The organism is Pseudomonas sp. LW8 (assembly GCF_041956865.1).
GTDB classification, from domain to species: Bacteria; Pseudomonadota; Gammaproteobacteria; order Pseudomonadales; family Pseudomonadaceae; genus Aquipseudomonas; species Aquipseudomonas siliginis.
The window spans coordinates 5190843-5214962 of sequence record NZ_CP168138.1; the positions used below are offsets into that span (position 1 = coordinate 5190843).

18 protein-coding genes and 1 tRNA gene are annotated in these 24120 nt (G+C 60.3%); 14 read left to right on the forward strand and 5 right to left on the reverse strand.

Going from position 1 to position 24120, the window contains the following annotated elements:
• Positions 1-122 precede the first annotated feature (122 nt).
• The 13 genes from AB9L16_RS23570 (at position 123) to AB9L16_RS23630 (ending at position 15906) form a co-directional block, all read left to right on the forward strand.
• Positions 123-3869, forward strand: coding sequence for a bifunctional diguanylate cyclase/phosphodiesterase (locus AB9L16_RS23570; RefSeq protein ID WP_252886891.1), 3747 nt, complete (start codon positions 123-125; stop codon positions 3867-3869).
• 15 nt (positions 3870-3884) lie between these two features.
• A tRNA-Ile gene (locus AB9L16_RS23575) sits at positions 3885-3961 on the forward strand.
• Positions 3962-4240: 279 nt separating this feature from the next.
• Positions 4241-4681 carry a hypothetical protein gene (locus AB9L16_RS23580; RefSeq protein WP_309475383.1) on the forward strand — a complete coding sequence of 147 codons (441 nt, stop codon included), beginning with the start codon at positions 4241-4243 and terminating at the stop codon, positions 4679-4681.
• Positions 4682-4987: 306 nt separating this feature from the next.
• Positions 4988-5449 carry an Lrp/AsnC family transcriptional regulator gene (locus tag AB9L16_RS23585; protein WP_039757699.1) on the forward strand — a complete coding sequence of 154 codons (462 nt, stop codon included), beginning with the start codon at positions 4988-4990 and terminating at the stop codon, positions 5447-5449.
• 223 nt (positions 5450-5672) lie between these two features.
• Positions 5673-7355, forward strand: a complete 1683-nt coding sequence (locus tag AB9L16_RS23590) for an NAD(P)/FAD-dependent oxidoreductase (RefSeq protein WP_024014552.1) — start codon at positions 5673-5675, stop codon at positions 7353-7355.
• A 12-nt stretch (positions 7356-7367) separates the two neighbouring features.
• Positions 7368-8162, forward strand: a complete 795-nt coding sequence (locus tag AB9L16_RS23595; RefSeq protein WP_315435776.1) for a carbon-nitrogen hydrolase family protein — start codon at positions 7368-7370, stop codon at positions 8160-8162.
• Positions 8163-8200: 38 nt separating this feature from the next.
• Complete coding sequence (gene pqqF, locus AB9L16_RS23600; protein WP_375122779.1) at positions 8201-10612, forward strand: pyrroloquinoline quinone biosynthesis protein PqqF; 2412 nt, start codon at positions 8201-8203, stop codon at positions 10610-10612.
• Positions 10613-10768: 156 nt separating this feature from the next.
• Positions 10769-10843 carry a pyrroloquinoline quinone precursor peptide PqqA gene (gene pqqA / locus AB9L16_RS23605; protein WP_003444522.1) on the forward strand — a complete coding sequence of 25 codons (75 nt, stop codon included), beginning with the start codon at positions 10769-10771 and terminating at the stop codon, positions 10841-10843.
• Between the two features lie 81 nt (positions 10844-10924).
• Positions 10925-11836, forward strand: coding sequence for a pyrroloquinoline quinone biosynthesis protein PqqB (gene pqqB, locus AB9L16_RS23610; protein ID WP_375122780.1), 912 nt, complete (start codon positions 10925-10927; stop codon positions 11834-11836).
• Positions 11837-11972: 136 nt separating this feature from the next.
• Positions 11973-12725: a pyrroloquinoline-quinone synthase PqqC gene (gene pqqC / locus AB9L16_RS23615; protein ID WP_039757691.1), complete on the forward strand. Its 753-nt coding sequence runs from the start codon at positions 11973-11975 to the stop codon at positions 12723-12725.
• Entirely contained in the window at positions 12722-12997 is a 276-nt protein-coding gene (gene pqqD / locus AB9L16_RS23620; RefSeq protein WP_056786642.1) for a pyrroloquinoline quinone biosynthesis peptide chaperone PqqD, read from the forward strand. Before pqqC ends, pqqD begins: the two co-directional genes overlap by 4 nt.
• Positions 12969-14141 (forward strand): pyrroloquinoline quinone biosynthesis protein PqqE, encoded by a 1173-nt coding sequence (gene pqqE / locus AB9L16_RS23625; RefSeq protein ID WP_095181401.1) that lies wholly within the window; start codon positions 12969-12971, stop codon positions 14139-14141. The genes pqqD and pqqE overlap by 29 nt, the downstream gene beginning before the upstream one ends.
• A complete protein-coding gene (locus AB9L16_RS23630; RefSeq protein ID WP_375122781.1) occupies positions 14107-15906 on the forward strand; it encodes a prolyl oligopeptidase family serine peptidase in 1800 nt (599 codons plus the stop codon). Before pqqE ends, AB9L16_RS23630 begins: the two co-directional genes overlap by 35 nt.
• A 142-nt stretch (positions 15907-16048) precedes the next feature.
• Here AB9L16_RS23630 and AB9L16_RS23635 read toward each other — a convergent pair whose 3' ends face one another.
• Positions 16049-16207 (reverse strand): YqaE/Pmp3 family membrane protein, encoded by a 159-nt coding sequence (locus AB9L16_RS23635; protein ID WP_003228885.1) that lies wholly within the window; start codon positions 16205-16207, stop codon positions 16049-16051.
• Between the two features lie 192 nt (positions 16208-16399).
• Positions 16400-17626 carry an aspartate aminotransferase family protein gene (locus AB9L16_RS23640; RefSeq protein WP_095181399.1) on the reverse strand — a complete coding sequence of 409 codons (1227 nt, stop codon included), beginning with the start codon at positions 17624-17626 and terminating at the stop codon, positions 16400-16402.
• Positions 17627-17795: 169 nt separating this feature from the next.
• Between AB9L16_RS23640 and AB9L16_RS23645 the strand changes: the two genes are divergently transcribed.
• A complete protein-coding gene (locus AB9L16_RS23645) occupies positions 17796-18710 on the forward strand; it encodes a LysR family transcriptional regulator (protein WP_056786630.1) in 915 nt (304 codons plus the stop codon).
• A 228-nt stretch (positions 18711-18938) separates the two neighbouring features.
• Here AB9L16_RS23645 and AB9L16_RS23650 read toward each other — a convergent pair whose 3' ends face one another.
• The 3 genes from AB9L16_RS23650 to AB9L16_RS23660 all read right to left on the reverse strand — a co-directional run bounded on the left by AB9L16_RS23650 (position 18939) and on the right by AB9L16_RS23660 (position 24051).
• On the reverse strand, positions 18939-20717 hold the full coding sequence (locus AB9L16_RS23650) for an acyl-CoA dehydrogenase C-terminal domain-containing protein (protein ID WP_041476717.1): 1779 nt from the start codon (positions 20715-20717) through the stop codon (positions 18939-18941).
• 157 nt (positions 20718-20874) lie between these two features.
• Positions 20875-22671 (reverse strand): acyl-CoA dehydrogenase C-terminal domain-containing protein, encoded by a 1797-nt coding sequence (locus AB9L16_RS23655; RefSeq protein WP_375122782.1) that lies wholly within the window; start codon positions 22669-22671, stop codon positions 20875-20877.
• Between the two features lie 90 nt (positions 22672-22761).
• The gene (locus tag AB9L16_RS23660; protein ID WP_041476719.1) at positions 22762-24051 is read right to left on the reverse strand and encodes a GGDEF domain-containing protein; all 1290 of its coding nucleotides are present in this window, start codon (positions 24049-24051) and stop codon (positions 22762-22764) included.
• Between the last annotated feature and the right edge of the window lie 69 nt (positions 24052-24120).

Sequence of the window (24120 nt, forward strand, 5' to 3'; positions counted from 1 at the left end):
CAGAACCCCCGGCCCAGGCCGGGGGTTTTGTTTTATGGCAGATTAAATTCCCCGCTCCGCCCTCCCCGTCGCGTACCCCGTCTACACTCGAAACAATCATCCCAAGCCCTGACGAGAGCGTTATGCCCAGACTGGCGCCCGTGCTTTTTCTGCTGTCATTGATGATCTGCACCGCCACGGCTGACGCGCTGACTCTCACCGATGAAGAACGCAGCTGGCTGGCGGCTCACCCTGACTTGCGCCTGGGTGTTGATGCATCGTGGCCGCCCTTCGAGTTCCGTGACGATCAGAACCGCTATCAGGGCCTGGCTGCCGACTATATCGAGGTGATCCGTGAACGTCTGGCAATCAAGCTGACGCCCATCGAGCCAGCAAGCTGGACTGTGGTGCTGGAGCAGGTGAAAAAAGGCAAAATCGATTTGCTGCCGGGAATCATGTCCACGCCGGAGCGCCAGAACTATCTGTCGTTTACCCGGCCGTACCTCGACTTCCCGATCGTCATCCTGGCCCATGTCGGCGGGGCCCAGCCGCGCAAACTCGACGACCTGTACGGTCTGAAAATCGCCGTGGTGGAAAACTACGCCCCCCACGAACTGCTGCGCACTCACCATCCCGATCTGAATCTGGTGGCCATGCCCAATGTCAGTTCGGCGCTGCAAGCCCTGGCGACTGACGAAGTGGACGCGGTGGTCGGCGATCTGGCTTCGAGCGTGTGGAGCCTGCGCCAGCTCAAACTCGACGGCCTCTACGTCAGCGGCGAAACCCCGTATCGTTATCAACTGGCAATGGCCGTGCCTCGCGATAACAAAATGTTGGTGGGCATCCTCGATAAAGTCCTGGCCGACATGACACCGGCGGAAATCAGCAGCATTCAGGAACATTGGGTCGGTAATGTGCTCGACCACCGCACGTTCTGGTCGGACCTGCTGATGTATGGCCTGCCCGGTCTGTTGTTGTTGATGACGGTGCTGGCCGTGGTGATTCGCATCAACCGTCGCCTGAGCTCGGAAATCTCCCGGCGCATCGACCTCGAACAGGAATTGCGCAGCAGCGAATATCACTACCGTGGCCTGGTGGAGAGCTTGTCGGCGATTGCCTGGGAAGCGCGGATGAGCGACTTCACCTACAGCTATGTTTCGCCCCATGCTGAAGACCTGCTCGGGTATCCACAGTCTCACTGGCTGATTCCGGGTTTCTGGCACAACATCATTCACCCCGCCGACCTGACCCGCACGCAAAACTATTGCAGGGAAGCGCTGCGTCAGGGCCGCGATCACATCGTCGACTATCGCGTGATCACCGCCGACGGCCGCTGCCTGTGGGTGCGCGACATTGTCAGCCTGATCGAGCATGGCCACGAACCGGTGATGCGCGGGTTGATGATCGATATCAGCGAAATCAAACGCACCGAAGAAGCGCTGCGGCTGTCCGAGCAGAAGTTCGCTTCGGTGTTTGAGCAATGCCCGGACATTCTGGTGATTGCGCGCCTGTCCGACGGCTGCCTGCTGGAGGTTAACGAGGCCTTCGAAGAGCAGATCGGCCTCAGGGCCGAGGAGGTGATCGGCCAGACCGCCACCAACCTCAATATCTGGGGCATCCCCGGGGTGGGGCCGGGCCTCTTGCAGCGTTTGCAGGCCGGCAGCATCCGTAATCTGGAAATGCCCTTTCGCCGCAACAACGGCCAACTGTTCACCGGGCTGATTTCCGCCGAGCCCTTCGACCTCGATACCACACCGGCGCTGGTGGTTGTAGTACGCGACATCAGCCAGCTCAAGGAAACCCAACAGCAACTGCAAACCTCTGAAGAAAAATTCGCCAAGGCTTTCCATGCGTCGCCCGACGGCCTGTTGCTGTCGCGCCAGAGCGACGGCCTGCTGCTGGAGGTTAACGAAGGTTTCAGCCGCATCACCGGTTTCAACAGCGCCATGTCGGTGGATCGGTCGACACTGGACCTGGGTATCTGGGTCAACCTCAACGAACGCAAGCAGATGCTCGATCTGCTAAAGCGCGACGGGCTTGTACGCGACTTCACTTGCCACATCCGTCGCAGCGACGGGCAGATTCGCCTGTGCGAAGTGTCCAGTCGACCGCTGCCGATCGGCGACGAGGATTGCATGCTGACCATCGCCCGCGACATCACCGAACGCCATCTCATGCAGGAAAAACTGCAGCAGGCCGCGACCGTTTTCGAGAGCACCGCCGAGGGCGTGTTGATCACCGATACTCAACAACACATCAGCGCCGTCAATCGCGCATTCACCGAAATCACCGGTTACAGCGAAAGTGAAGCGCTGGGCCACACGCCACGCTTGCTGGCGTCAGGGCTGCATGACAGCGCTTTCTACGCGGCGATGTGGCACCAATTGACTGACGAAGGCCACTGGCAAGGCGAGATTTCCAACCGGCGCAAGAACGGCGAGCTGTACCCGAGCTGGCTGACCATCAGCGCCGTGCGCAATCGCGACAAGTTCATCACTCACTTCGTCGCGGTGTTCGCCGATATTTCCAGCCTCAAGCATGCCCAGGCCAAGCTCGATTACCAGGCTCACCACGACCCCCTCACCGGTTTGCCCAACCGCACCTTGTTCGAGAGTCGCCTGCAAATGGCCCTGACCAGCCAGCAGGAAAATGGCGGCCAGGGCGCGGTGCTGTTTCTCGATCTCGACCGCTTCAAACACATCAACGACAGCCTCGGCCACCCGGTCGGCGACCTGTTGCTCAAGGGCATTGCCGTGCGCTTGAAAGAACAATTGCGCGATATCGACACGGTCGCGCGATTGGGCGGTGACGAATTCATCATCCTGTTGCCAGGCTTGCAGCAAGCCAGTGACGCCGACAACATCGCGACGAAACTGCTCAACTGCTTCGGTGCGCCGTTCCAGGCCGGCGAACACGAGTTTTTTATCAGCGCGAGCATCGGCACCAGCCTTTATCCCCGCGACGGCTGCGATGTCGCCACACTGGTGAAAAACGCCGACGCGGCGATGTACCGCTCCAAAGCCAAGGGGCGTAACCGCGTCGAAAGCTACACCCGCGACCTCACCGCCCAGGCCAGCGAGCGCGTAGCGCTGGAACACGAACTGCGCCGCGCCATCGAGCGCGATGAGCTGTTTCTCTGTTACCAACCGAAAATCAGCCTGGTCGACCACAGTCTGGTCGGTGCAGAGGCGCTGATTCGCTGGCGCCACCCAACCTTCGGCGACGTGCCGCCCGAGCATTTCATTCCGCTGGCCGAAGAGAACGGCATGATCCTGCAGATCGGTGACTGGGTGCTGGAGACCGCTTGCCGGCAAATGTTCGAGTGGAGCCGAATCTACCAACCGCTGGGGCCGCTCTCGGTGAACCTCGCTGGCGCGCAGCTGCGTCAGCCGAACCTGTTGGTGCGCATCGAGCAACTGCTCAAGGACAACCGCCTCAGGCCGGATTTACTGCAACTGGAAATTACCGAGAATTTCATCATGAGTCAGGCCGAAGAGGCGCTGGCAGTGCTGCACCAGCTCAAACACCTCGGCGTGCAACTGGCGATCGATGACTTCGGCACCGGCTACTCCTCGCTCAGCTATCTCAAACGCCTGCCGCTGGACATCCTCAAGATCGACCAGTCCTTCGTCCGCGGACTGCCTGACGACCCCCACGACGCAGCGATCGTACGCGCCATCATCGCGCTCGGTCGCAGCATGCAATTCACCGTGATTGCCGAAGGCGTGGAAACCCAGGCGCAACAACAATTCCTCGCCGCAGAAGGTTGTGAACAGATCCAGGGCTACATCGTCAGCCTGCCGCTGCCCCCGGACGAATTCGCCGCGACGTTTCTGCATGTAACCGTATCGGATTTTTCGGATAGCACAGCCGCGAAACCGTCGCTATAATCCGCGGCCTACTGAGGGCCTATAGCTCAGTTGGTTAGAGCAGAGGACTCATAATCCTTTGGTCCACGGTTCGAGTCCGTGTGGGCCCACCAAATTGAAAAGCCGCGCTTGATGCGCGGCTTTTTTGTGGGCGAGTGGTTGGGTTTCGTCTCGGCGGGCGCAATGTTCGGAAGACCTAACCAGAGCTGTAGGAAAGATCCTAAGCTGCGGTTTTGAGCGGTTAGACATCTGTTGATGATGTCTTCGCAGGGATACTCTCGAGACGTCGCTGCTTATCAGCGACCGGGCTTGGAAATCCCTATAAATCAATACGTCCGGCGACAGTAACAATGGAATGGAAAGACCTGATTATTGGCGGACGCAGATATTGCATGGCGCATCTACAGCCTTTTGAACAGACATTTGAAGTGGCGGAGCAGCAGCTTGTCGTCAGGTTTGAATTCGGGTTCCACTGTTTTACCGATGACAAAGGTCACGGTCAGCCATTAAGACACAGAGGAGAAGCTCGGTATTTCTGTGCGGACCGCCACTACTACAGCAGCCAGATCACGGACTACCTGCAAAAACGCTTTTTCAAAGGCCTGGCGGTGCCCTTCTACGTCGAAAACAGTCAGCGCTATTACTGCCTTGATTTGCATGACTACGCGGTCTTTTTTTCGATCAGCAAGCCGCAAAATACAACAAACTTTCTCAAACTCCGGATCATTTCCGCCTACGAGGTCGCTGAATGGGGACGCTCGAAGCTGCCAAAAGGAAAACCACATAACGTCCGCTACATTCTGGAAATGCGTAGCGCGGGGAAATCCGTGTGAGAGAAAGCAAAAAGCCCCGATGCTTGCGCAACGGGGCTTTCTGTAAATCTGAAATATCGGCCTGTCCTTTTACGGTTTCCCGCTTATCCCGCTCACTGGCTAGGAGTGGCTTGCGCCACCGAAATCAACACCCTTTGCTTACAAAGTTCCGGTCTGTGCTGACGTACCGATCATAGCCCTTGAACCTGACAAGAGCAACCGTCACAGCCGTTATCCCTCTCATCGAGCGATGGGTTCCAAATATGCCCCAATGCGCTTGACCCTGTACCATCGGCAATCTCATCGCCCACGCCATCGGAGCCCACCTTGCCAGACACCCGCCACCCCATCCTCGACGAAATCGACCGCCAGCTAATCGCCGCGCTGCAAATCAACGCCCGCGAAAGCGTGGCCATGCTCGCCCGTCAGCTAGGCATTGCTCGCACGACGGTAACGTCGCGTCTGGCCCGCCTGGAAAAGGCCAAAGTGATCACCGGTTATGGCGTGCGTCTTGGTCAGCGTGTGGTCGATGGTGGCTTGCAGGCGTACGTCGGGATCAAGGTGCAGCCGCGTTCCGGCAAGGACGTGTTGCGGCGTTTGAGTGCGATGGCGCAAGTGCAGCAGTTGTGTGCGGTGAGTGGCGAGTTTGATTATGTGGCGTGGTTACGCACCGATTCGCCGGAGCAGCTCGATCAGTTGCTGGATCAGATTGGCAGCGTCGATGGGGTGGAGAAGACCACGACGTCGATCATTCTGAGTAGCAAGATAGATCGGGGTCAGCCGGTTTAAGATTTTGATCGAGCTTCTCGGGTGAATTTCAGAGTCTCTTCGCGAGCAGGCTAGCTCCCACATTTTGGTCGGTATGCAGCCTGCAATCGTCAATCTGCACAATAATCAGGCAAAATGACGACACATTGCGCCTTATTAACGCGCTCCACGCTCCCTAGAATGGCTGACATCTTTTCCTATACTCAGACGCGAATCCTGCGTCGGGTCGTCAACAAGGTCAGCCATGAACAAGAACAACCGCCATCCTGCAGACGGAAAAAAACCAGTCACCATTTTCGGTCCGGACTTTCCGTTCGCGTTTGACGACTGGATCGAGCATCCCGCCGGCCTGGGGAGCATTCCCGAGCAGCACCATGGCGCTGAGGTGGCGATTGTCGGGGCGGGCATTGCCGGTCTGGTGGCTGCGTATGAACTGATGAAACTCGGTTTGAAACCGGTGGTGTACGAGGCGTCGAAACTCGGCGGTCGTCTGCGCTCGCAAGCCTTCAACGGTACCGACGCCATCGTCGCGGAGCTTGGCGGCATGCGCTTTCCAGTGTCCTCCACGGCGTTCTATCACTACGTGGACAAGCTCGGCCTCGAAACCAAGCCTTTCCCCAACCCGCTGACCGGTGCTTCGGGCAGTACCGTGATCGATCTGGAAGGCGAAACCTATTACGCCGAAAGCCTGAAGGATCTTCCTGCTTTGTTCCAGGAAGTCGCTGACGCCTGGGCAGATGCGCTGGAAGCAGGTTCGCAGTTCTCCGATATCCAGCAAGCCATTCGCGATCGCGATGTGCCGCGCCTGAAAGAGCTGTGGAACAAGCTGGTGCCGCTGTGGGACGACCGGACCTTTTATGACTTCGTCGCCACCTCGAAAGCCTTCGCCAAATTGTCGTTCCAGCATCGCGAAGTGTTCGGGCAGGTCGGTTTCGGCACCGGCGGCTGGGATTCGGACTTCCCCAATTCGATGCTGGAAATCTTCCGCGTGGTGATGACCAATTGCGACGATCACCAACATCTGGTGGTCGGTGGCGTCGAGCAGGTGCCACAGGGCATTTGGCGCCATGTGCCGGAGCGCTGCGTGCACTGGCCGGCCGGCACCAGCCTGAAATCCCTGCACCGTGGCGCGCCGCGTTCCGGCGTGAAGAAAATTGCTCACGCACCGGAGGGCCGTTTCGCCGTTACCGACAACAACGGTGACACCCGCGAATACGCCGCCGTCCTGACAACCTGCCAGAGCTGGCTGCTGACCACTCAGATCGAATGCGATGAAACCCTGTTCTCGCAGAAGATGTGGATGGCCCTCGACCGCACGCGCTACATGCAGTCGTCGAAAACCTTCGTGATGGTCGACCGGCCATTCTGGAAGGACAAGGATCCGGAGACCGGCCGCGACGTGATGAGCATGACCCTCACCGATCGCCTGACCCGTGGCACCTATCTGTTCGACAACGGCGACGACAAGCCGGGGGTGATCTGCCTGTCGTACTCGTGGATGAGCGACGCGTTGAAAATGCTCCCGCATCCGGTGGAAAAACGCGTTGAGCTGGCGTTGAACGCACTGAAAAAGATCTACCCGAAAGTCGACATCGCCGCGCGGATCATCGGCGACCCGATCACCGTGTCGTGGGAAGCCGATCCGTATTTCCTCGGTGCCTTCAAAGGCGCCCTGCCCGGCCATTACCGCTACAACCAGCGCATGTACGCGCACTTCATGCAGGACGACATGCCGGCCGAACAGCGCGGGATTTTCATCGCCGGCGACGACGTGTCGTGGACACCAGCGTGGGTCGAGGGCGCGGTGCAGACTTCGCTCAACGCGGTGTGGGGGATCATGAAACATTTCGGCGGATCCACACATAAAGAGAACCCGGGACCGGGTGATGTGTTCAAAGACATCGGCCCTATCGCCCTGCCCGAGTAAGAGGATTCCCCGATGCGCGTAGCCGTTTACCAATGTCCACCGCTGCCACTGGACCCCGCCGCCAACCTGCATCGCCTGCATCAAGTAGCGATGGAGGCCAAAGGCGCCGATCTGCTGGTGCTGCCGGAGATGTTCATGACCGGCTACAACATCGGCGCCGAAGCGGTCAGCACGCTGGCCGAGGTCTATAACGGTGAATGGGCGCAGCAGATCGGCCGGATTGCCAAGGCTGCGGGTCTGGCGATCGTCTACGGCTACCCCGAGCGCACCGCCGACGGGCAGATCTACAACGCCGTGCAACTGATCGACGCCTACGGCGAGCGCCTGTGCAATTACCGCAAGTCGCATCTGTTCGGCGACCTCGATCGGTCGATGTTCAGCCCCGGTGACTCCGACTTGCCGGTGGTTGAGCTGAACGGCTGGAAGCTCGGCTTCCTGATCTGCTATGACCTGGAGTTCCCGGAAAACGCGCGGCGCCTGGCCTTGGCCGGCGCCGAGCTGATCGTGGTGCCGACGGCCAACATGATTCCGTTCGATTTCGTTGCCGATGTCACCGTGCGTGCCCGCGCCTTCGAAAACCAGTGCTACGTGGCTTACGCCAATTACTGCGGACATGAAGGCGATATCCAGTATTGCGGGCAAAGCAGCATTGCCGCGCCGGACGGCAGCCGCATCGCTCTGGCAGGTCTGGACGAGGCGTTGATCGTCGGCGAACTGGACCGACAACTGATGAACGATTCACGCCAGGCCAATCGCTATCTCAGCGATCGCCGCCCGGAGCTTTACGGCGCGCTCAACCGCCGCTAATCCGCTAGCATGGGCACTTCACTGTTCTGGAAGTGCCCATGCCCGCGCCGACTCATCTCCGCCCCCACTCTGAAACCCTGGCCAACGGCCTGCGCGTGACCCTGCGCCACGTGCCCGGTCTCAAGCGCAGCGCTGCCGCGTTGCGCGTGGCGGCCGGCAGCCATGACGTGCCATTGGCATGGCCGGGGCTGGCGCATTTTCTTGAGCACTTACTGTTTCTCGGCACCGAGCGTTTTCCCACAGACGAAGGGCTGATGGCCTACGTGCAACGTCACGGCGGCCAAGTAAATGCCAGCACCCGTGAGCGCACCACGGATTTTTTCTTCGAGTTGCCTGTGTCGTCCTTCAGCGCGGGGCTCGAGCGTCTGTCAGACATGCTCGCCCGGCCACGGATGAATCGGGACGATCAACTGCGTGAACGGGAAGTGCTGCAGGCGGAATTTGTCGCCTGGTCGCAGGATCCGACAGCACAGCAGCAGTTTGCCCTGTATGAAGGTTTACCCGCGCAGCACCCGCTGCGTGGGTTTCATGCGGGTAATCGGGACAGCTTGCAGGTCGAATCGCCAGGGTTTCAGTCGGCGTTGCAAGACTTCCATCAGCGCTTTTATCGAACCGGGCAAATGAGCCTGAGTCTGGTCGGGCCACAAAGTATCGATGAGCTTGGGGAGCTGGCGCAGCAATTCGCAGCAGTGTTGCCGATTGGGGATAAAGTTGCCCAGGCCGCACCGCCACCGTTGGCAGTGAACAGTTATCAACAGGTCGGCGCTCACGCGAACCTGTTATTCGCTTTCGACGCGTTGCCCGAGTCATCCGCCGAGGCGATGGCTTTTCTCTGTCATTGGTTGAATAGCGCAAAACCTGGTGGATTGCTCGCATACCTGCATCAACAGAATCTGGCTGACAGCCTGAAAGCCACGCCGCTCTACCAGTTCGCCGGCCAAGCGCTGCTGCATCTTCAATTCAATGCTGGCGGCGACCGCCTGGATACCATTCGCGAACGCCTGCTGGACTGGCTGCGCTTCTTCGCCCAGCAGGACTGGACGCCGTGGCGCGAGGAATACGCGGCCCTGCTTCAGCGCCAGCAGCAAGTCAGCGGCGCGTTGCAACTGGCGCGCCTAGACATTGAGCAGCAAGCATTCGGCCTGTCCGAATCCGGCGCTGCCGCACTTGAGCACATCCTTCGCGAAATCGGCGTTGTGGATAACTTCAGCGATCATTGGCATCTGCCCGCCGCCAATCCTTTTCTGCGAGCCAGCGAGCCACTGGCAAACGCCGGGCTGATTCGCGGCCAGACCAGCGCCCACCGTGGCCTGCGCACCTTCGCCCAGGATCGCTCGCGCAGTCGTCGCGAGCGATCGCCGATGCAGTTCAGCCAGGCGCTGCCGGACAACAGCGATGAGGGCGCGATTTACCTGCGCTGGCAGGTCGAGACGGCGGCCAGCGCCGATCTGCGCGCAAGATTGCAGCGCAGTCTGCGCCAGACCCGACAGGATGCGTCCGAAGCCGGAGTGGACTTGTCTTTCAGCGCCGCAGGTAACCAATGCCTGCTGAAAATGACCGGACTACAGGAACCGATGCCCAGCATCCTCGAGCATGCGCTGAAATGTCTGACGATGATCGACGCCGATTCGCCGCGCGACGAGGTGCAGATACCGTCGATGCCGATCCGCCAACTACTCGAAGCGTTGCCAGAGAAATGCCTGCCCACGATTGAAACCAGCGATGACGCCAATCAGCTGTGGACAACTTCGCGCTGGGACGGCCTCGCTCTAGGCCTTAACCAACAAACCCAGTCAGCCTTGGGCCTGGCGCTGAGCCGCATTCCCGGCACACCGGACAATCAGCTACCGGTGACACCGATCGCCCAAGGCAAGTACCACTGGAGCCAGATCAACACGGCCTCCAGCGAACACGCCTTGCTGCTGATCTGCCCGACTGCCAGCAGCGACATCGCTGATGAAGCAGCGTGGCGCCTTCTGGCTCAGTTGTACCAGACGCCTTTCTATCAGCGCCTGCGTGTCGAATTGCAATTGGGGTACGCCGTGTTCAGCGCGCTGCGTCAATTGCACGGCAGGACCGCGATTGTGTTTGGCGTGCAATCGCCGACGACTTCGGCCGCCGAGTTGCTCGAATATATTCAAGAGTTTTTCAACGGCATTCCCGCGCTGATCGAAACGTTCGATGAAGCAAGCCTCGAGCAACAGCGTCAAAGCCTCGTCGATCAGTTCGACGACACCACACTGTCCACCAAGGATGCCGCCGAACTCCTCTGGCAAGGCAAACTTGCCGGCCATTCGTCGGATTACCGGGAGCAGTTGGTCACGGCGATCCGGCAACTCGATCGCCAGGCTTTGCTGGCCGCTGCGCAGCGCCTGATCAATGCCGAGGGCGGCTGGCATTGCCTGGCCAATGAATCGATGCCGGACGCGCCGTGGCAAGTGACAAACTGATCATTACCGAGGCTGCAAGGAGCTTTCTCAAAGATTCACGGGTCACGGCGTTGAAATTTTGAGTAACATAGCCGCCTAACTAATTGGAACATCACCGCGCTGCCGTGGACTATAACTATGGATAGCGCTATCCCAACCCTCAGAAGGAGACATCTCATGGCCTGGACCAAACCTGCTTACACCGACCTGCGTATCGGCTTCGAAGTCACCATGTACTTCGCCAGCCGCTGAGTTCTGCCTACGCAGAATCGCAGTGCAACGCCTCGGCTCGCCGAGGCGTTTTATTTTCCGCGTTGAAATGATGGAGCGTTCATGTTCGTCCAGATTCTGGGTTCGGCCGCCGGTGGCGGTTTTCCGCAGTGGAACTGCAACTGCGTCAACTGCGCAGGCTTTCTCGACGGCAGCCTGAATGCCAAGGCCCGCACCCAATCGTCCATCGCCATTTCCGATGACGGCGTGAACTGGGTGCTGTGCAATGCCTCGCCGGACATCCGCGCGCAACTGCAAAGCTTCGCCCCGATGCAACCGGGCCGGGCGCTGCGCGACACCGGCATCAGCGCGATCATCCTGATGGACAGCCAGATCGACCACACCACCGGCCTGCTCAGTCTGCGCGAAGGATGCCCGCATCAGGTCTGGTGCACGGACATGGTTCAGGAAGACCTGAGCACCGGTTTTCCCCTGTTCAAGATGCTCACCCACTGGAACGGCGGGCTGGACTGGAACCGTATCGAGCTCGACCAGAGCTTCACCGTAGCCGCCTGCCCGAATCTGCGTTTCACCCCGTTGCCGTTGCGCAGCGCCGCGCCGCCGTATTCGCCGCACCGCTTCGATCCGCATCCGGGCGACAACATCGGTTTGATCGTTGAAGACCTCAACACTGGCGGCAAGCTGTTCTACGCGCCGGGACTGGGCAAGGTCGATGCGCCGTTGCTGGAAATCATGGCGGGCAGCGATTGCCTGCTGGTCGACGGCACGCTGTGGGATGACGATGAAATGCAGCGCCGTGGCGTCGGCACCCGCACCGGTCGCGAGATGGGCCATCTGGCGCAGAACGGCCCCGGCGGTATGCTCGAAGTGCTGGAGCAGTTGCCCGAGCAGCGCAAGGTACTTATCCACATCAACAACACCAACCCGATCCTCGACGAGGATTCGCCGGAGCGTGCCGAACTGGCGCGGCGTGACGTTGAAGTAGCGTACGACGGCATGAGTATTGTGTTGTAGCGACCGGCCACTTCGCGAGCAAGCTCGCTCCCACATTGGCTCTGTGGCGTACACAAAACCTGTGGGAGCTGGCTTGCCAGCGATGACGTCCTGACAGACACCACAGAATCCAACGGTTGTTCCCCGGAGAACCGCAATGACCGACACCCCGCTGTCCCCCGCCGAATTCGAAGCGGCCCTGCGCGCCAAGGGCGCCTACTACCACATCTACCACCCTTACCACGTGGCGATGTACGAAGGCCGCGCGACCCGCGAGCAGATTCAGGGCTGGGTCGCCAACCGCTTCTACTATCAGGTGAACATTCCCCTGAAGGACGCAGCGATCCTCGCCAATTGCCCGGATCGGGAAATCCGCCGCGAGTGGATTCAGCGCTTGCTCGACCACGACGGCGCCCCCGGTGAAGATGGCGGCATCGAAGCCTGGCTGCGTCTGGGCCAGGCTGTTGGCCTCGACCCGGACCAACTGCGCTCCCAGGAACTGGTGCTGCCCGGCGTGCGTTTCGCCGTCGATGCCTACGTCAACTTCGCCCGTCGCGCCAGTTGGCAGGAGGCCGCCAGCAGCTCGCTGACCGAACTGTTCGCGCCGCAGATCCACCAGTCGCGTCTGGACAGTTGGCCGCAGCATTACCCATGGATCGACCCGGCCGGTTATGAATATTTCCGCACCCGCCTCGGTCAGGCGCGGCGTGACGTCGAACATGGGCTGGCGATCACCCTCGAGCACTACAAGACCCGCGAAGGCCAGGAGCGCATGCTGGAAATTCTCCAGTTCAAACTGGACATTCTTTGGAGCATGCTCGATGCCATGAGCATGGCCTACGAACTGAACCGTCCGCCGTATCACAGCGTGACCGAACAACGGGTCTGGCATAAAGGAATCATCTTATGAGTTTCGACCGCAGCAAAGTGCCGAGCTGGCGCCCGGGCTATCGCTTCCAATACGAGCCGGCGCAAAAGGGTCACGTGCTGCTCTACCCTGAAGGCATGATCAAACTCAACGACAGCGCCGCACTGATCGGCGGCTTGATTGATGGTGAACGCGATGTCGCGGCGATCATTGCCAAACTCGACGAGCAGTTCCCCGGCGTGCCCGAGCTCGGTGACGACATCGAGCAATTCATGGAGGTTGCCCGTGCGCAGCACTGGATCGAACTTGCCTGATTCGTCAGTGCAAGTACCGCCGAAACCTGAAGTCGGCCTGCCCCTTTGGTTGCTCGCCGAGCTGACCTACCGCTGCCCGCTGCAATGCCCGTATTGCTCGAACCCACTGGATTTCGCCGAGCAGGGCAAAGAGCTGACCACCGAGCAATGGATCAAGGTGTTCCGCGAAGCGCGGGAGATGGGCGCGGCGCAATTGGGCTTTTCCGGGGGCGAACCGCTGGTGCGTCAGGACTTGGCCGAACTGATCCATGAAGCGCGGCAGCTGGGTTTCTACACCAACCTGATCACCTCCGGCATTGGCCTGACCGAGCAGAAAATCAGCGACTTCAAAAAGGCCGGGCTCGATCACATCCAGATCAGTTTTCAGGCCAGCGACGAGCAAGTGAACAACCTGCTCGCCGGTTCGAAAAAGGCCTTTGCGCAAAAGCTGGAAATGGCTCGCGCAGTCAAGGCCCACGGTTATCCGATGGTGCTGAACTTCGTCACCCATCGGCACAACATCGACAAGATCGACCGCATTATCGAACTGTGCATTGCGCTGGAGGCCGACTTCGTCGAACTCGCCACTTGCCAGTTCTACGGCTGGGCGCAGCTCAACCGTGTTGGCCTGCTGCCGACCAAGGAGCAACTGGTGCGCGCCGAACGCATCACCAACGAATACCGGGCCAGGCTGGAAGCCGAAGGGCATCCGTGCAAGCTGATTTTCGTCACTCCGGACTATTACGAAGAACGCCCGAAAGCCTGCATGAACGGCTGGGGCAGCATCTTCCTGACCGTCACCCCGGACGGCACCGCCCTGCCCTGCCATGGTGCCCGCCAGATGCCGGTGCAGTTTCCCAACGTGCGCGATCACAGCATGCAACACATCTGGTATGACTCGTTCGGCTTCAACCGTTTTCGCGGTTACGACTGGATGCCCGAGCCGTGCCGCTCTTGCGACGAGAAAGAAAAAGACTTCGGCGGCTGCCGCTGCCAGGCGTTCATGCTCACCGGCGACGCCAGTAATGCCGACCCGGTGTGCAGCAAGTCCGAACATCACGGCGTGATCCTCAAGGCCCGCGAAGAAGCCGAGACCGCCACTCAAACCATCGAACAATTGGCCTTTCGCAATGAACGAAACTCACGCCTCATCGCCAAGGGCTGAGCCTTTCAGCGCCGCCCAGGCCGTCGCCGCCGGAACCGACTTCGCCGGACTGCAGCTCGGCGCCCATGGTGTGTTCTGGAATGAATACCGCCCCGAGGATGCCGCATGCCGGATCTGGCATTGGCGCGATGGCGCAGCGAAACGTCTGACGCCGGACGGCTTCAGCGTGCGTAGCCGCGTGTACGAATATGGCGGTGGTGCGTTTTGTCTGACGCCTGACGGGGTGGTTTTCGTCAATGAAGCGGATCAGCAGATGTATCGGCAGGCGCTGGATGGCGAGCCGGTCGCGCTGACGTCGACTGACTGCCGCTACGGCGATCTGCAATTCGCCGCTGGCCGGGTATTGGCGGTTGAAGAGCAGCAGGATCGGCATCGCCTGGTGGCAATTGATCTGGCGACCGGTACGCGACAGGTGCTGGCCGAGGGTGCGGATTTTTATGCGTCACCAACGCTCAGCCCCGATGGCCAGCGGCTGGCGTGGATCGAGTGGAGTCGCCCGCATCAGCCGTGGACCTCGACGCGCTTGATGGTCGCGCAAGGCGATTTTTCTGCGCCTCGCTGTGTTGCCGGTACGCAGATGGAGGAGTCGATCCAGCAGCCGCGATTCGACGCTGATGGGCGGCTCTATTGCCTGACGGACCGTGACGGCTACTGGCAGCCGTGGGGCGAAACGACCGATGGCCTGAAAGCGCTGGCCAGCGTCGCGGCCGATCACGCGCCCGCGCCGTGGCAGCTAGGCGGCTGCACGTGGCTGCCTGTCGGTGATCAATTTTTAGCCAGTTGGAGCGAGGATGGTTTCGGTCGCCTGGCCCTTGGAAGTGAAGATTTCAGCGGTGACTACAGCCGCTTCCGCCACTTGGCGATGGATCAACAATTCATCTATTGCATCGCTGCATCGCCGACCAGCCCGTCGGCAGTGATCGCCATTGATCGTGTCTCGCATGCCGTGAAAATCCTCGCTGGCGGCGTGGCTCCATTGCCTGCCGAACGCATCAGCCGTCCGCAGACCTTGCGTTATCCGAGCGGCTCCGGCGAGGCGCATGGTTTCTTCTACCCGGCCATGAGCGGTGAAGCGAAACCGCCGCTGGTGGTGTTTATCCACGGCGGCCCGACGTCGGCGTGCTATCCGATACTCGACCCGCGCATCCAGTACTGGACGCAGCGCGGCTTTGCTGTCGCCGACCTCAACTATCGCGGCAGCAGTGGCTATGGTCGCGAATATCGCCAAGCGCTGCATCTGCGCTGGGGCGAGGTGGATGTCGAGGATGCATGCGCGGTGGTCAGCTATCTCGCTGGCCAAGGTTTGATCGATGGTGACCGCGCGTTCATTCGCGGTGGCAGTGCAGGTGGTTACACCACGTTGTGTGCACTGGCGTTCAGGCAGGTTTTCCGCGCAGGCGCCAGCCTCTACGGCGTCAGCGATCCGGTCGCGTTGGCCCGGGCCACGCACAAGTTCGAGGGCGATTATCTGGATTGGCTGATCGGCGATCCCGAAGGAGATGCCGAACGCTATGCCTCCCGCACGCCACTGCTGCACGCAGACAACATTCGCGTGCCGGTGATTTTCTTTCAAGGTGAACTGGACGCGGTGGTCGTGCCGCAACAAACCCGCGACATGGTCGCGGCGCTGGAGCACAACGGCATCCCGGTCGAGGCGCATTACTACCCTGACGAACGCCACGGCTTCCGCCGCGCGGCCAACCAGGCGCATGCGCTGGAGCAGGAGTGGACGTTTTATCGGCGAGTGATGGGGCTAACTGACTGAGCCCTCACTTTGAGACTGCGTCGCTCCAATCGCGGGCAAGCCCGCTCCCACAGGTTATTTGGTGTACACAAAAATTGTGATCACTCATAACACTGTGGGAGCGGGCTTGCCCGCGATAGCTATTGATCAGACGCCGCTGGACTCAACGCTTGGCGATGATATACACCGCATGCACGATCCCCGGAATGTAGCCGCACAGCGTCAGCAGAATGTTCAGCCAGAACGCCCCGCCAAACCCGACCTGCAGAAACACGCCCAGTGGCGGCAACAGAATAGCGATGATGATACGAATGAAATCCATGGGGCAGCTCCTGAATGGGGGTTGGCTCACTTGAGCCATACAAGCTAATCGACCTGCGCCGTTCGTCAGGGTTCATTACGCTTGCTATTTGATCGCCAGCACCACAAAAAAACGCCCCACGCCAAAAGAATCAGGCGTGGGGCGTGCGTTATACCGCGAGACGGTTCGGGTAATCGGTTGGGGCTGCTCAGCTCACACGGCAATGCCCTTGCGACATTGCACTTGGGCGGTGCGCACTCGCGAGAAGGCGCGGCCCAGGCGCAGGAGCATTTCGTCGATGTTGGCTTTGCTGACAGTGAGGGCCGGGGTGAAGCGCAGGCAGTCAGGCTGCGCGGCGTTCAATATCAGGCCTTCGTGAAGTGCGGCATGGACGACGGCGTCGGCGCATTCGTCGGACAGCGTCAACCCGTAAAACAGGCCTTGGCCGCGCAACTCGCCGTGGCCGTAGCGGTGCGCCAGTCGCGCAAGGCCTTCGCGCAAATGCTGGCCGCTGTCGTTAACCTGCTGGAGAAAGCTGCGGTCATGGATGCTGTCGAGCACTACCAGACCGGCCGCCGTCATCAATGCGTTGCCGTGATGGGTGCCGCTCAGCTCGCCGATGGCGAAACAACAGGCCTTGCCTCGCGCCAGCAAGGCCGCCAGCGGCAAGCCGCCGCCGAGGCCTTTGCCGAGCACGACGATATCGCCGCGAATACCGTAGGACTGTTCGGCGAGCAAGCTGCCGCAGCGGCCGATACCGGTCTGCACTTCGTCGAGAATCAGCAGAATGCCCAGTTCACGGCACAGTCGCTCGACCCCTTTGAGGTAGTGCCCGGTCGCGGGAATGACCCCGGCATCGCTCTGGATCGGCTCCAGCATGATCGCCACGGTCTGCGCGTCCACCGCCGCATGCAGCGCCGGCAGGTCGTTGAATGGCACTCGATCAATCGTCGCCAGACTGCGGCCATGACAACCCTGCTCAGCCATGATGATCCGCGAGGCGCCGCCGCGATGCAGCTGCCCCCATTTGCGCGCCAGTTTGATCGCCGCCTCACAAGCCTCGCTGCCACTGTTGAGCAGATACGCCTGTTCGCTGGACGTGCTGGCGCACAGACGCTCGGCGAGGCTGAGCATGCCGCGATTGTGCAGATTGCAGCCTGGATTGATCAGCGCCTGGGCCTGATTGGCGATGGCTTTGACCAGCGCCGTGGGGCTGTGGCCAAGGCTGTTGGCGCCGCCGGCCTGGGAAAAGTCGAGGTAGGCGCGATCGTTGCTGTCCCATAGCCATGAACCCTGGCCGCGAACGAACACTTGTTGCGGCCGATCGACGCTGGGCATCAGGCGTTGGGCATTGAGATGGTCGGTCATAGCGGATGGCCCCGCCTCGAAGCAGAGGTCATCCAGACTCGGCGTCTGACGCCGCAAACTGAACAGATTCATGCGGAAAAACCTCGCTGGAGGTTTTTTGAACTGCCTATGTAATCACGAACGAAGCAAATGGAACTCGTCACGCTTTCTGGCCCTGCAAGCCTTGTGAATGCGGTTAGACTAGGCGCGCAAACGGCTTCAGGCCATTTCGATTTCTCAGCCATTTCGATAAGCGCTACTTATGGATTTCAAACAACTGCGTTATTTCGTCGCGGTCTACGAAGAAGGCCATGTCGGCCGTGCGGCTGAGCGCTTGTCGATCTCGCAACCGGCGCTGTCGCAACAGATCCGTCAGCTGGAGCAGAACCTCGACGTAACCCTGTTCGAACGCAGCAGTAAACGCCTGCTGCCGACCCTCGCTGCGCATACGCTGTACAACCACGCGTTGCCATTGCTCGATGGCTTGCAGCGGGCGCGCGAGGCGTTGGGTAGTTTCAAGGGTCAGGCACTGCGCACACTGGCGATCGGTGTGTTGCAAACGGTGCACACCAGCCTTGTGCCGCAGATGCTCGAGCGTGTGCGCAAGGCGCAGCCGCATCTGGTGGTACAAATCTATGAACTGACCGGGCTGGAAATCGAACGGCGTCTGCTCAATGGTTCCCTGGACATCGGCATCAGCTATCTGCCACCGCGCCAACCCGGTCTGCACGGTGTGTTGCTGTACGAAGATGAACTGACGCTGGTCATCCCGGCGGACCATCCCTTGCGCGAGTTCAAGAAGGTCTCGATGCGCCAGGCTGCTGAGCTGCCCATGTTGCTGCTCGGCGAAGAGTTCCAGATCCGACAGATCTGGCAGGCACAACTGACCAGCCTCGGACGACGCCCGCAGGTGCAGGCCGAGCTGAACACTATGCTGGGGATTCTCGACAGCCTGCCGCACACCAGGCTGGCAACGGTGCTACCGGGACGTTCGCAAAAGGAATACGACGATGAAGATCTGCTGTGGAAACCGCTGAGCGAGCCACGGGTGCCGTTGCAAGTTGGCCTGGTGTGCCGTGATGTACAACGCCAGCAGGCCTCGTTGGCATTGCTGCGGACATTGCTTGAAGAGGTGATCGATCGCGAAACCAAGCAGCCCCTCGATCCGCTCGCCTGAAACTTTTCTTCAGGCAAAAGAAAACCCCGCCGAAGCGGGGCTTTGCAGACTGTTTCCCTGACATCCATTTCACTCCGCCACCCTGGCAGAATCCTACGTGTCCGTGTTGTTTACTTTGCGCTTCCTGCGCGACGTCCATGAAATGTAGATTAGCCGTGGATCCAATATACGGATATGGGAGAACAGCAGCACGTCACGTAAGCAAATGCTTACATGACGTCTACAGGATCAAAACTGTGCCGCATCCAGCAGGAACAGCGACTCGCTACCGGCCTTGACCGACGCGCTCAACGAGTGGATACGCGGCAGCAGGCGGGCGAAATAGAAGCGCGCGGTGCCCAGCTTGCTCGCATAGAAATCCTCCTGCGCTTCCTTGCCCAGCGCGGCTTTGGCCATCAACGCCCACATGTAGGCGTAAGCGGTGTAGCCGAACGCTTGCAAATATTCGACCGAGGCCGCGCCGATTTCGTTCGGATTGTTTTTCGCCCGGTCCAGCAGCCACGCGGTCAACTCGTCGAGGGTGTCGACGGCATCGTTCAACGGCTTGGTGAACTCGCCCAGATCGGCGCTGGCGGTTGCGGTGAAATGGCGGATCTCGTCAGCGAACAGCTGGTAGAACGCGCCGCCACTGCCAACGATCTTGCGCCCGACCAGGTCCAGCGCCTGAATGCCGTTGGTGCCTTCGTAGATCTGGGTGATGCGCACATCACGCACCAGTTGTTCCTGGCCCCACTCGCGGATGTAGCCGTGGCCACCAAAAATCTGCTGGCCGTGGACGGTGGTTTCCAGACCCAGGTCGGTCAGGAAAGCTTTCGCTACCGGCGTCAGCAGCGCCACCAGATCTTCCGCGCGTTTGCGGGTGGTCGCGTCTTCGCTGAACTTGGCGGTGTCCAGTTGCATCGCCACATACGTGGAGAACGCACGGCCGCCTTCGTTCGAGGCTTTCATGGTCAGCAGCATGCGTCGCACGTCCGGGTGGACGATGATCGGGTCGGCGACTTTGTCCTTGTTCTGCGCACCGGTCGGCGAACGACTCTGCAGACGATCGCGCGCGTATTCAACAGCGTTCTGATAAGAGCGCTCGCCCGTGGCCAGGCCTTGAATACCAACACCCAGGCGCTCGTAGTTCATCATGGTGAACATCGCCGCCAGGCCTTTGTTCGGCTCGCCGACCAAATAACCCACGGCTTCGTCGAAGTTCATCACGCAGGTCGCCGAGGCCTGAATGCCCATCTTGTGCTCGATCGAACCGCAGTTGGCCGGGTTACGCGCACCGAGGCTGCCGTCGGCATTGACCATGAACTTCGGCACCAGGAACAGCGAAATACCTTTTGGACCGGCCGGCGCGTCAGGCAGCTTGGCCAGTACCAGGTGAATGATGTTTTCGGTGAGGTCGTGCTCGCCGCCAGTGATGAAGATCTTGGTGCCGCTGACCTTGTAGGAACCGTCGGCCTGAGGTTCGGCTTTGGTGCGAATGATCCCCAGATCGGTGCCGGCGTGCGGCTCGGTCAGGCACATGGAACCGGCCCAGATGCCGGCGTACATGTTCGGCAGGTACGCAGCTTTCAGTTCTTCACTGGCGTGGGCATTGATCGACAGGCAGGCGCCGGCGGTCAGCATCGGATACAGACCGAACGCCAGGCTTGCGGAGTTGACCATTTCTTCGACCTGCGCCGACACGGCTTTGGGCATGCCCATGCCGCCGTAGGCCGGATCGCCGCCAACACCGACCCAACCGCCTTCAGCATAAGTCTGATAGGCCTGTGGGAAACCGGCCGGCGTGGTGACGGCACCGTCCGCCCAATGGCAACCTTCCTCGTCAGCGGCACGGCTCAGTGGCGCGATGCTTTTGCTGGTGACCTTGCCGGCCTCTTCGAGAATCGCTTCAACGGTTTCGGCGTCGACGGTCTCGGCCAGCGCCGGCAGCTCGGCCCAGAGTTTGGCGACTTCGAACACTTCATTGAGGACGAAGCGCATATCGCGCAGCGGCGCTTTGTAGTCAGCCATGGCAAACCTCGCAAGATCTAAACAGGTGGTTCGTGGAATGATGTTTTCGTTGATCCGGAGTGTACCTCAACAACTTTTGCGACACATAGGGTCAACCGGTGACTGATTTGTTATTTTTGGTCACCGGAAAAAGATCGCCGCGATCTTTCGATCTGCCCTACAAAGCAAACGCCTGCGCCGGCAAATTCATCAAACAATCACTCCCCGCCTCGATCGCCGCCTGATGCGCAGCCGTACGCGGCAGCAAGCGCTTGAAGTAGAACTCGCACGTCGCCAGTTTGCCCTTGAGGAAATCAGCCTCACCCTCGCCCGCCTCCAGCTGTGCCTGGGCCACCAACGCCATGCGCAGCCACAGGTAGCCCAGGATGATGTATCCGCTGTACATCAGGTAATCCACCGATGCAGCGCCGACTTCGTCCGGGTTCTTCATGGCCGCCATGCCGACCTTCATGGTCAGGTCGCCCCACTGTTGGTTGAGCCCGTTGAGTTGCGCGACGAAGCTGCCCAATTGCGCGTGGTCGGCGTTCGCTGCGCAGAACTTGTGGACGATTTTGGTAAAGCCCCGCAGCAGCTTGCCCTGACTGCCCAGCACCTTGCGCCCAAGCAGGTCCAGCGCTTGAATGCCGTTGGTGCCCTCATAGATCGGCGCAATCCGGCAATCGCGCACCATTTGCTCCATGCCCCACTCACGAATGAAGCCGTGGCCGCCGAATACTTGCATGCCGTGATTGGTCACTTCCAGCCCGGTGTCGGTCATGAACGCCTTGCAGATCGGCGTGAGGAACGCCAACAGGTCTTCAGCCTCCTGACGCGCCTCGGCGTCGCTGCTCAGGTGCGCGACGTCGAGCATCTGCGCGGTGAAATAGGTCAGCGCGCGGTTGCCTTCGTTGAAGGCTTTCATGGTCAGCAACATGCGCCGCACATCGGGGTGGACGATGATCGGATCGGCAGGTTTTTCCGGGGCCTTGGCGCCGGTCAGCGCGCGCATCTGTAGGCGGTCGTTGGCGTACTTGATCGCACCCTGAAAACTCGCCTCGCCCAGACACAGACCCTGCATGCCAGTACCAAGCCGCGCGTGGTTCATCATGGTGAACATGCAGTTGAGGCCCTTGTTCGGCTCGCCGATCAGGTAACCCGTGGCGGCATCGAAATTCAGCACGCAGGTGGCTGAAGCCTTGATGCCCATCTTGTGCTCGATCGAGCCGCAGGAAACGCCATTGCGCTCTCCCGCTTCGCCTGCTGCATCGGGCAGGAACTTGGGCACGATAAACAGGGAAATGCCCTTGGTTCCGGCCGGTGCGTCCGGCAGCTTGGCCAGGACCAGATGGATGATGTTGTCGCTCAGGTCATGCTCGCCGGCGGAAATGAAAATCTTGCTGCCGGTGATCGCGTAGCTGCCGTCGGCCCGTGGCACCGCGCGGGTCTTGATGATGCCCAGATCGGTGCCGCAGTGGGCTTCGGTCAGGCACATGGTGCCGGTCCACTGGCCAGCGGTGAGTTTGCTCAGGTAGGTGTCTTTCTGCTCGGCGGTACCGTGAGCGTGGATCGCCGACATCGCGCCGTGGGTCAGGCCGGGGTACATGCCCCAGGACGTGTTGCTGGAGCCGACCATCTCGCTGATCACCAGCCCCAGCGAACTCGGCAACCCTTGGCCACCGTAAGCCGGATCGGCCGCCAATCCATGCCAGCCGCCCTCGACATATTGTGCGAAGGCCTGCTTGAAGCCTGTAGGCGTTGTCACCACGCCGTTGTCGAAATGGCAGCCCTCTTCGTCGCCGCTGCGATTGAGCGGGGCCAGCACGTTCTCGCAGAACTTCGCGCCTTCTTCGAGGATCGCGCTGATCATGTCCGGGCTGGCGTCATGCGCGCCGAGACTGGCGTAGCTGGAGTGGAAGTCGAAGACGTGATCGATCAGAAAGCGCATGTCGCGCAGGGGAGCTTTGTACTCGGGCATGGTGGATTCTCCGTCAGCAGATTCCTCCAACCTACTGCCGGCCACCAAGCGCGACAATCATCGTGCAGGCGCTGAATGCGCCGTCATCACTCAACCCGCAGCAGTGTCCATGCGCACCGCGCCACGGCGGTTCTGCCCGAATGCCATGACGCAGTTACGCCCGGCGCCCTTGGCGCTGTACAACGCCTGGTCGGCGGACTTGAGCACTTCTTCAGGGGTGCGTTGCTCGACACGTTCGGCGACGCCGATACTCACCGTCACCGACACCGCCGAAGCCCCGGAACCGCTACGGCGCTGGCGACCTTGCTGATCATCCTGCGGGCGGTTTTCCTGGTTGCGTAACTGAATGCTGTAGGAGGCGATCGACTCACGGATCACTTCCAGGTGCGGCATGCACTCCTCAAGGGTCTTGCCTGCGAACACCAAGGCAAATTCCTCACCGCCGTAGCGATACGCCCTACCGCCACCGCTGATTTTCGACAGTTTGCTGGCGACCAGGCGCAGCACCTGGTCACCGACATCGTGGCCATGGGTGTCGTTGAATTTCTTGAAATGATCGACGTCGCTCATCGCCAGCACATAGTTGCGCCCCAGTCGCTGCATACGTTCGTTGAGCGCACGTCGTCCCGGCAGGCCGGTGAGCTCGTCGCGGAAGGCCATTTGGTAAGCCTCATGCGCAACGGCGGCGGCGATCATCAGCATCACCTGGCTGCACATGATGTTCAGGGTGAACGGCAGAATGAAGGTCTTCGGCAGCATCCAGAACACACCGAGCAAGCCAACCAGTTGCGCCGCGTGCAACGGGCGCGGGTTGCGCCAGTATTGCCAGGCCAGAAGCAGGAAGGCCGAGATGAACACCGGATAGGACAACTGGATGAGACTCATCCATGCCCCATGCAGCGCCGGCCAGCGGATCTCCGACAACCACAGCAGCAGCGCCTGTGGGTAACTTTGCTCCAGTCCCAGCGCCACGCTGCCAAATGCCAGCAGCACGGCAAAGCGCGCGACCATGTCCTGAAACAGATGGGTACGTTCCTGCCATGCGGCGAATAATCCGAACAACAACGGCAGCAGCAGGCAGACCAGATGAAACACCACCGCAGCGTCTTCGCGGACCTTGCCGTTGTCGCGGTAGAAATCTGTCTGGGTGTCCAGCAGAAAGTAGGCGATGTACACCGTCAGCATCAGAAACAGTTCGCGCTGACGTCGATACACCGCGCAATACGCGCCACCGAGGAGCAGAACCAATGTCGGCAGGACGTTGAACAGCGATGTGAAGAATACGCTGAGGTCTTTGACGTACGCAGCCGCCAGCCCCGCAAGCAATAACAGCAGTGATGGCAGGAAATGGCTGAAACGTACAGCGGAAGAACGCGGCAAGGGTAAGCTCCGACCCGTCATAGCAAAGAGATGGCATTGTGCCTGCAAAGTGCGGCCAAGCCCATACAA

Bases quoted from the DNA above. Each gene is read 5' to 3' on its own strand.
- AB9L16_RS23570 (WP_252886891.1), top strand. From the start codon at position 123: ATGCCCAGACTGGCGCCCGTGCTTTTTCTGCTGTCATTGATGATCTGC.
- AB9L16_RS23580 (WP_309475383.1), top strand. From the start codon at position 4,241: ATGGCGCATCTACAGCCTTTTGAACAGACATTTGAAGTGGCGGAGCAG.
- AB9L16_RS23590 (WP_024014552.1), top strand. From the start codon at position 5,673: ATGAACAAGAACAACCGCCATCCTGCAGACGGAAAAAAACCAGTCACC.
- AB9L16_RS23595 (WP_315435776.1), top strand. From the start codon at position 7,368: ATGCGCGTAGCCGTTTACCAATGTCCACCGCTGCCACTGGACCCCGCC.
- pqqF (WP_375122779.1), top strand. From the start codon at position 8,201: ATGCCCGCGCCGACTCATCTCCGCCCCCACTCTGAAACCCTGGCCAAC.
- pqqB (WP_375122780.1), top strand. From the start codon at position 10,925: ATGTTCGTCCAGATTCTGGGTTCGGCCGCCGGTGGCGGTTTTCCGCAG.
- pqqC (WP_039757691.1), top strand. From the start codon at position 11,973: ATGACCGACACCCCGCTGTCCCCCGCCGAATTCGAAGCGGCCCTGCGC.
- pqqD (WP_056786642.1), top strand. From the start codon at position 12,722: ATGAGTTTCGACCGCAGCAAAGTGCCGAGCTGGCGCCCGGGCTATCGC.
- AB9L16_RS23630 (WP_375122781.1), top strand. From the start codon at position 14,107: ATGAACGAAACTCACGCCTCATCGCCAAGGGCTGAGCCTTTCAGCGCC.
- AB9L16_RS23635 (WP_003228885.1), bottom strand. From the start codon at position 16,207: ATGGATTTCATTCGTATCATCATCGCTATTCTGTTGCCGCCACTGGGC.
- AB9L16_RS23640 (WP_095181399.1), bottom strand. From the start codon at position 17,626: ATGAATCTGTTCAGTTTGCGGCGTCAGACGCCGAGTCTGGATGACCTC.
- AB9L16_RS23645 (WP_056786630.1), top strand. From the start codon at position 17,796: ATGGATTTCAAACAACTGCGTTATTTCGTCGCGGTCTACGAAGAAGGC.
- AB9L16_RS23650 (WP_041476717.1), bottom strand. From the start codon at position 20,717: ATGGCTGACTACAAAGCGCCGCTGCGCGATATGCGCTTCGTCCTCAAT.
- AB9L16_RS23655 (WP_375122782.1), bottom strand. From the start codon at position 22,671: ATGCCCGAGTACAAAGCTCCCCTGCGCGACATGCGCTTTCTGATCGAT.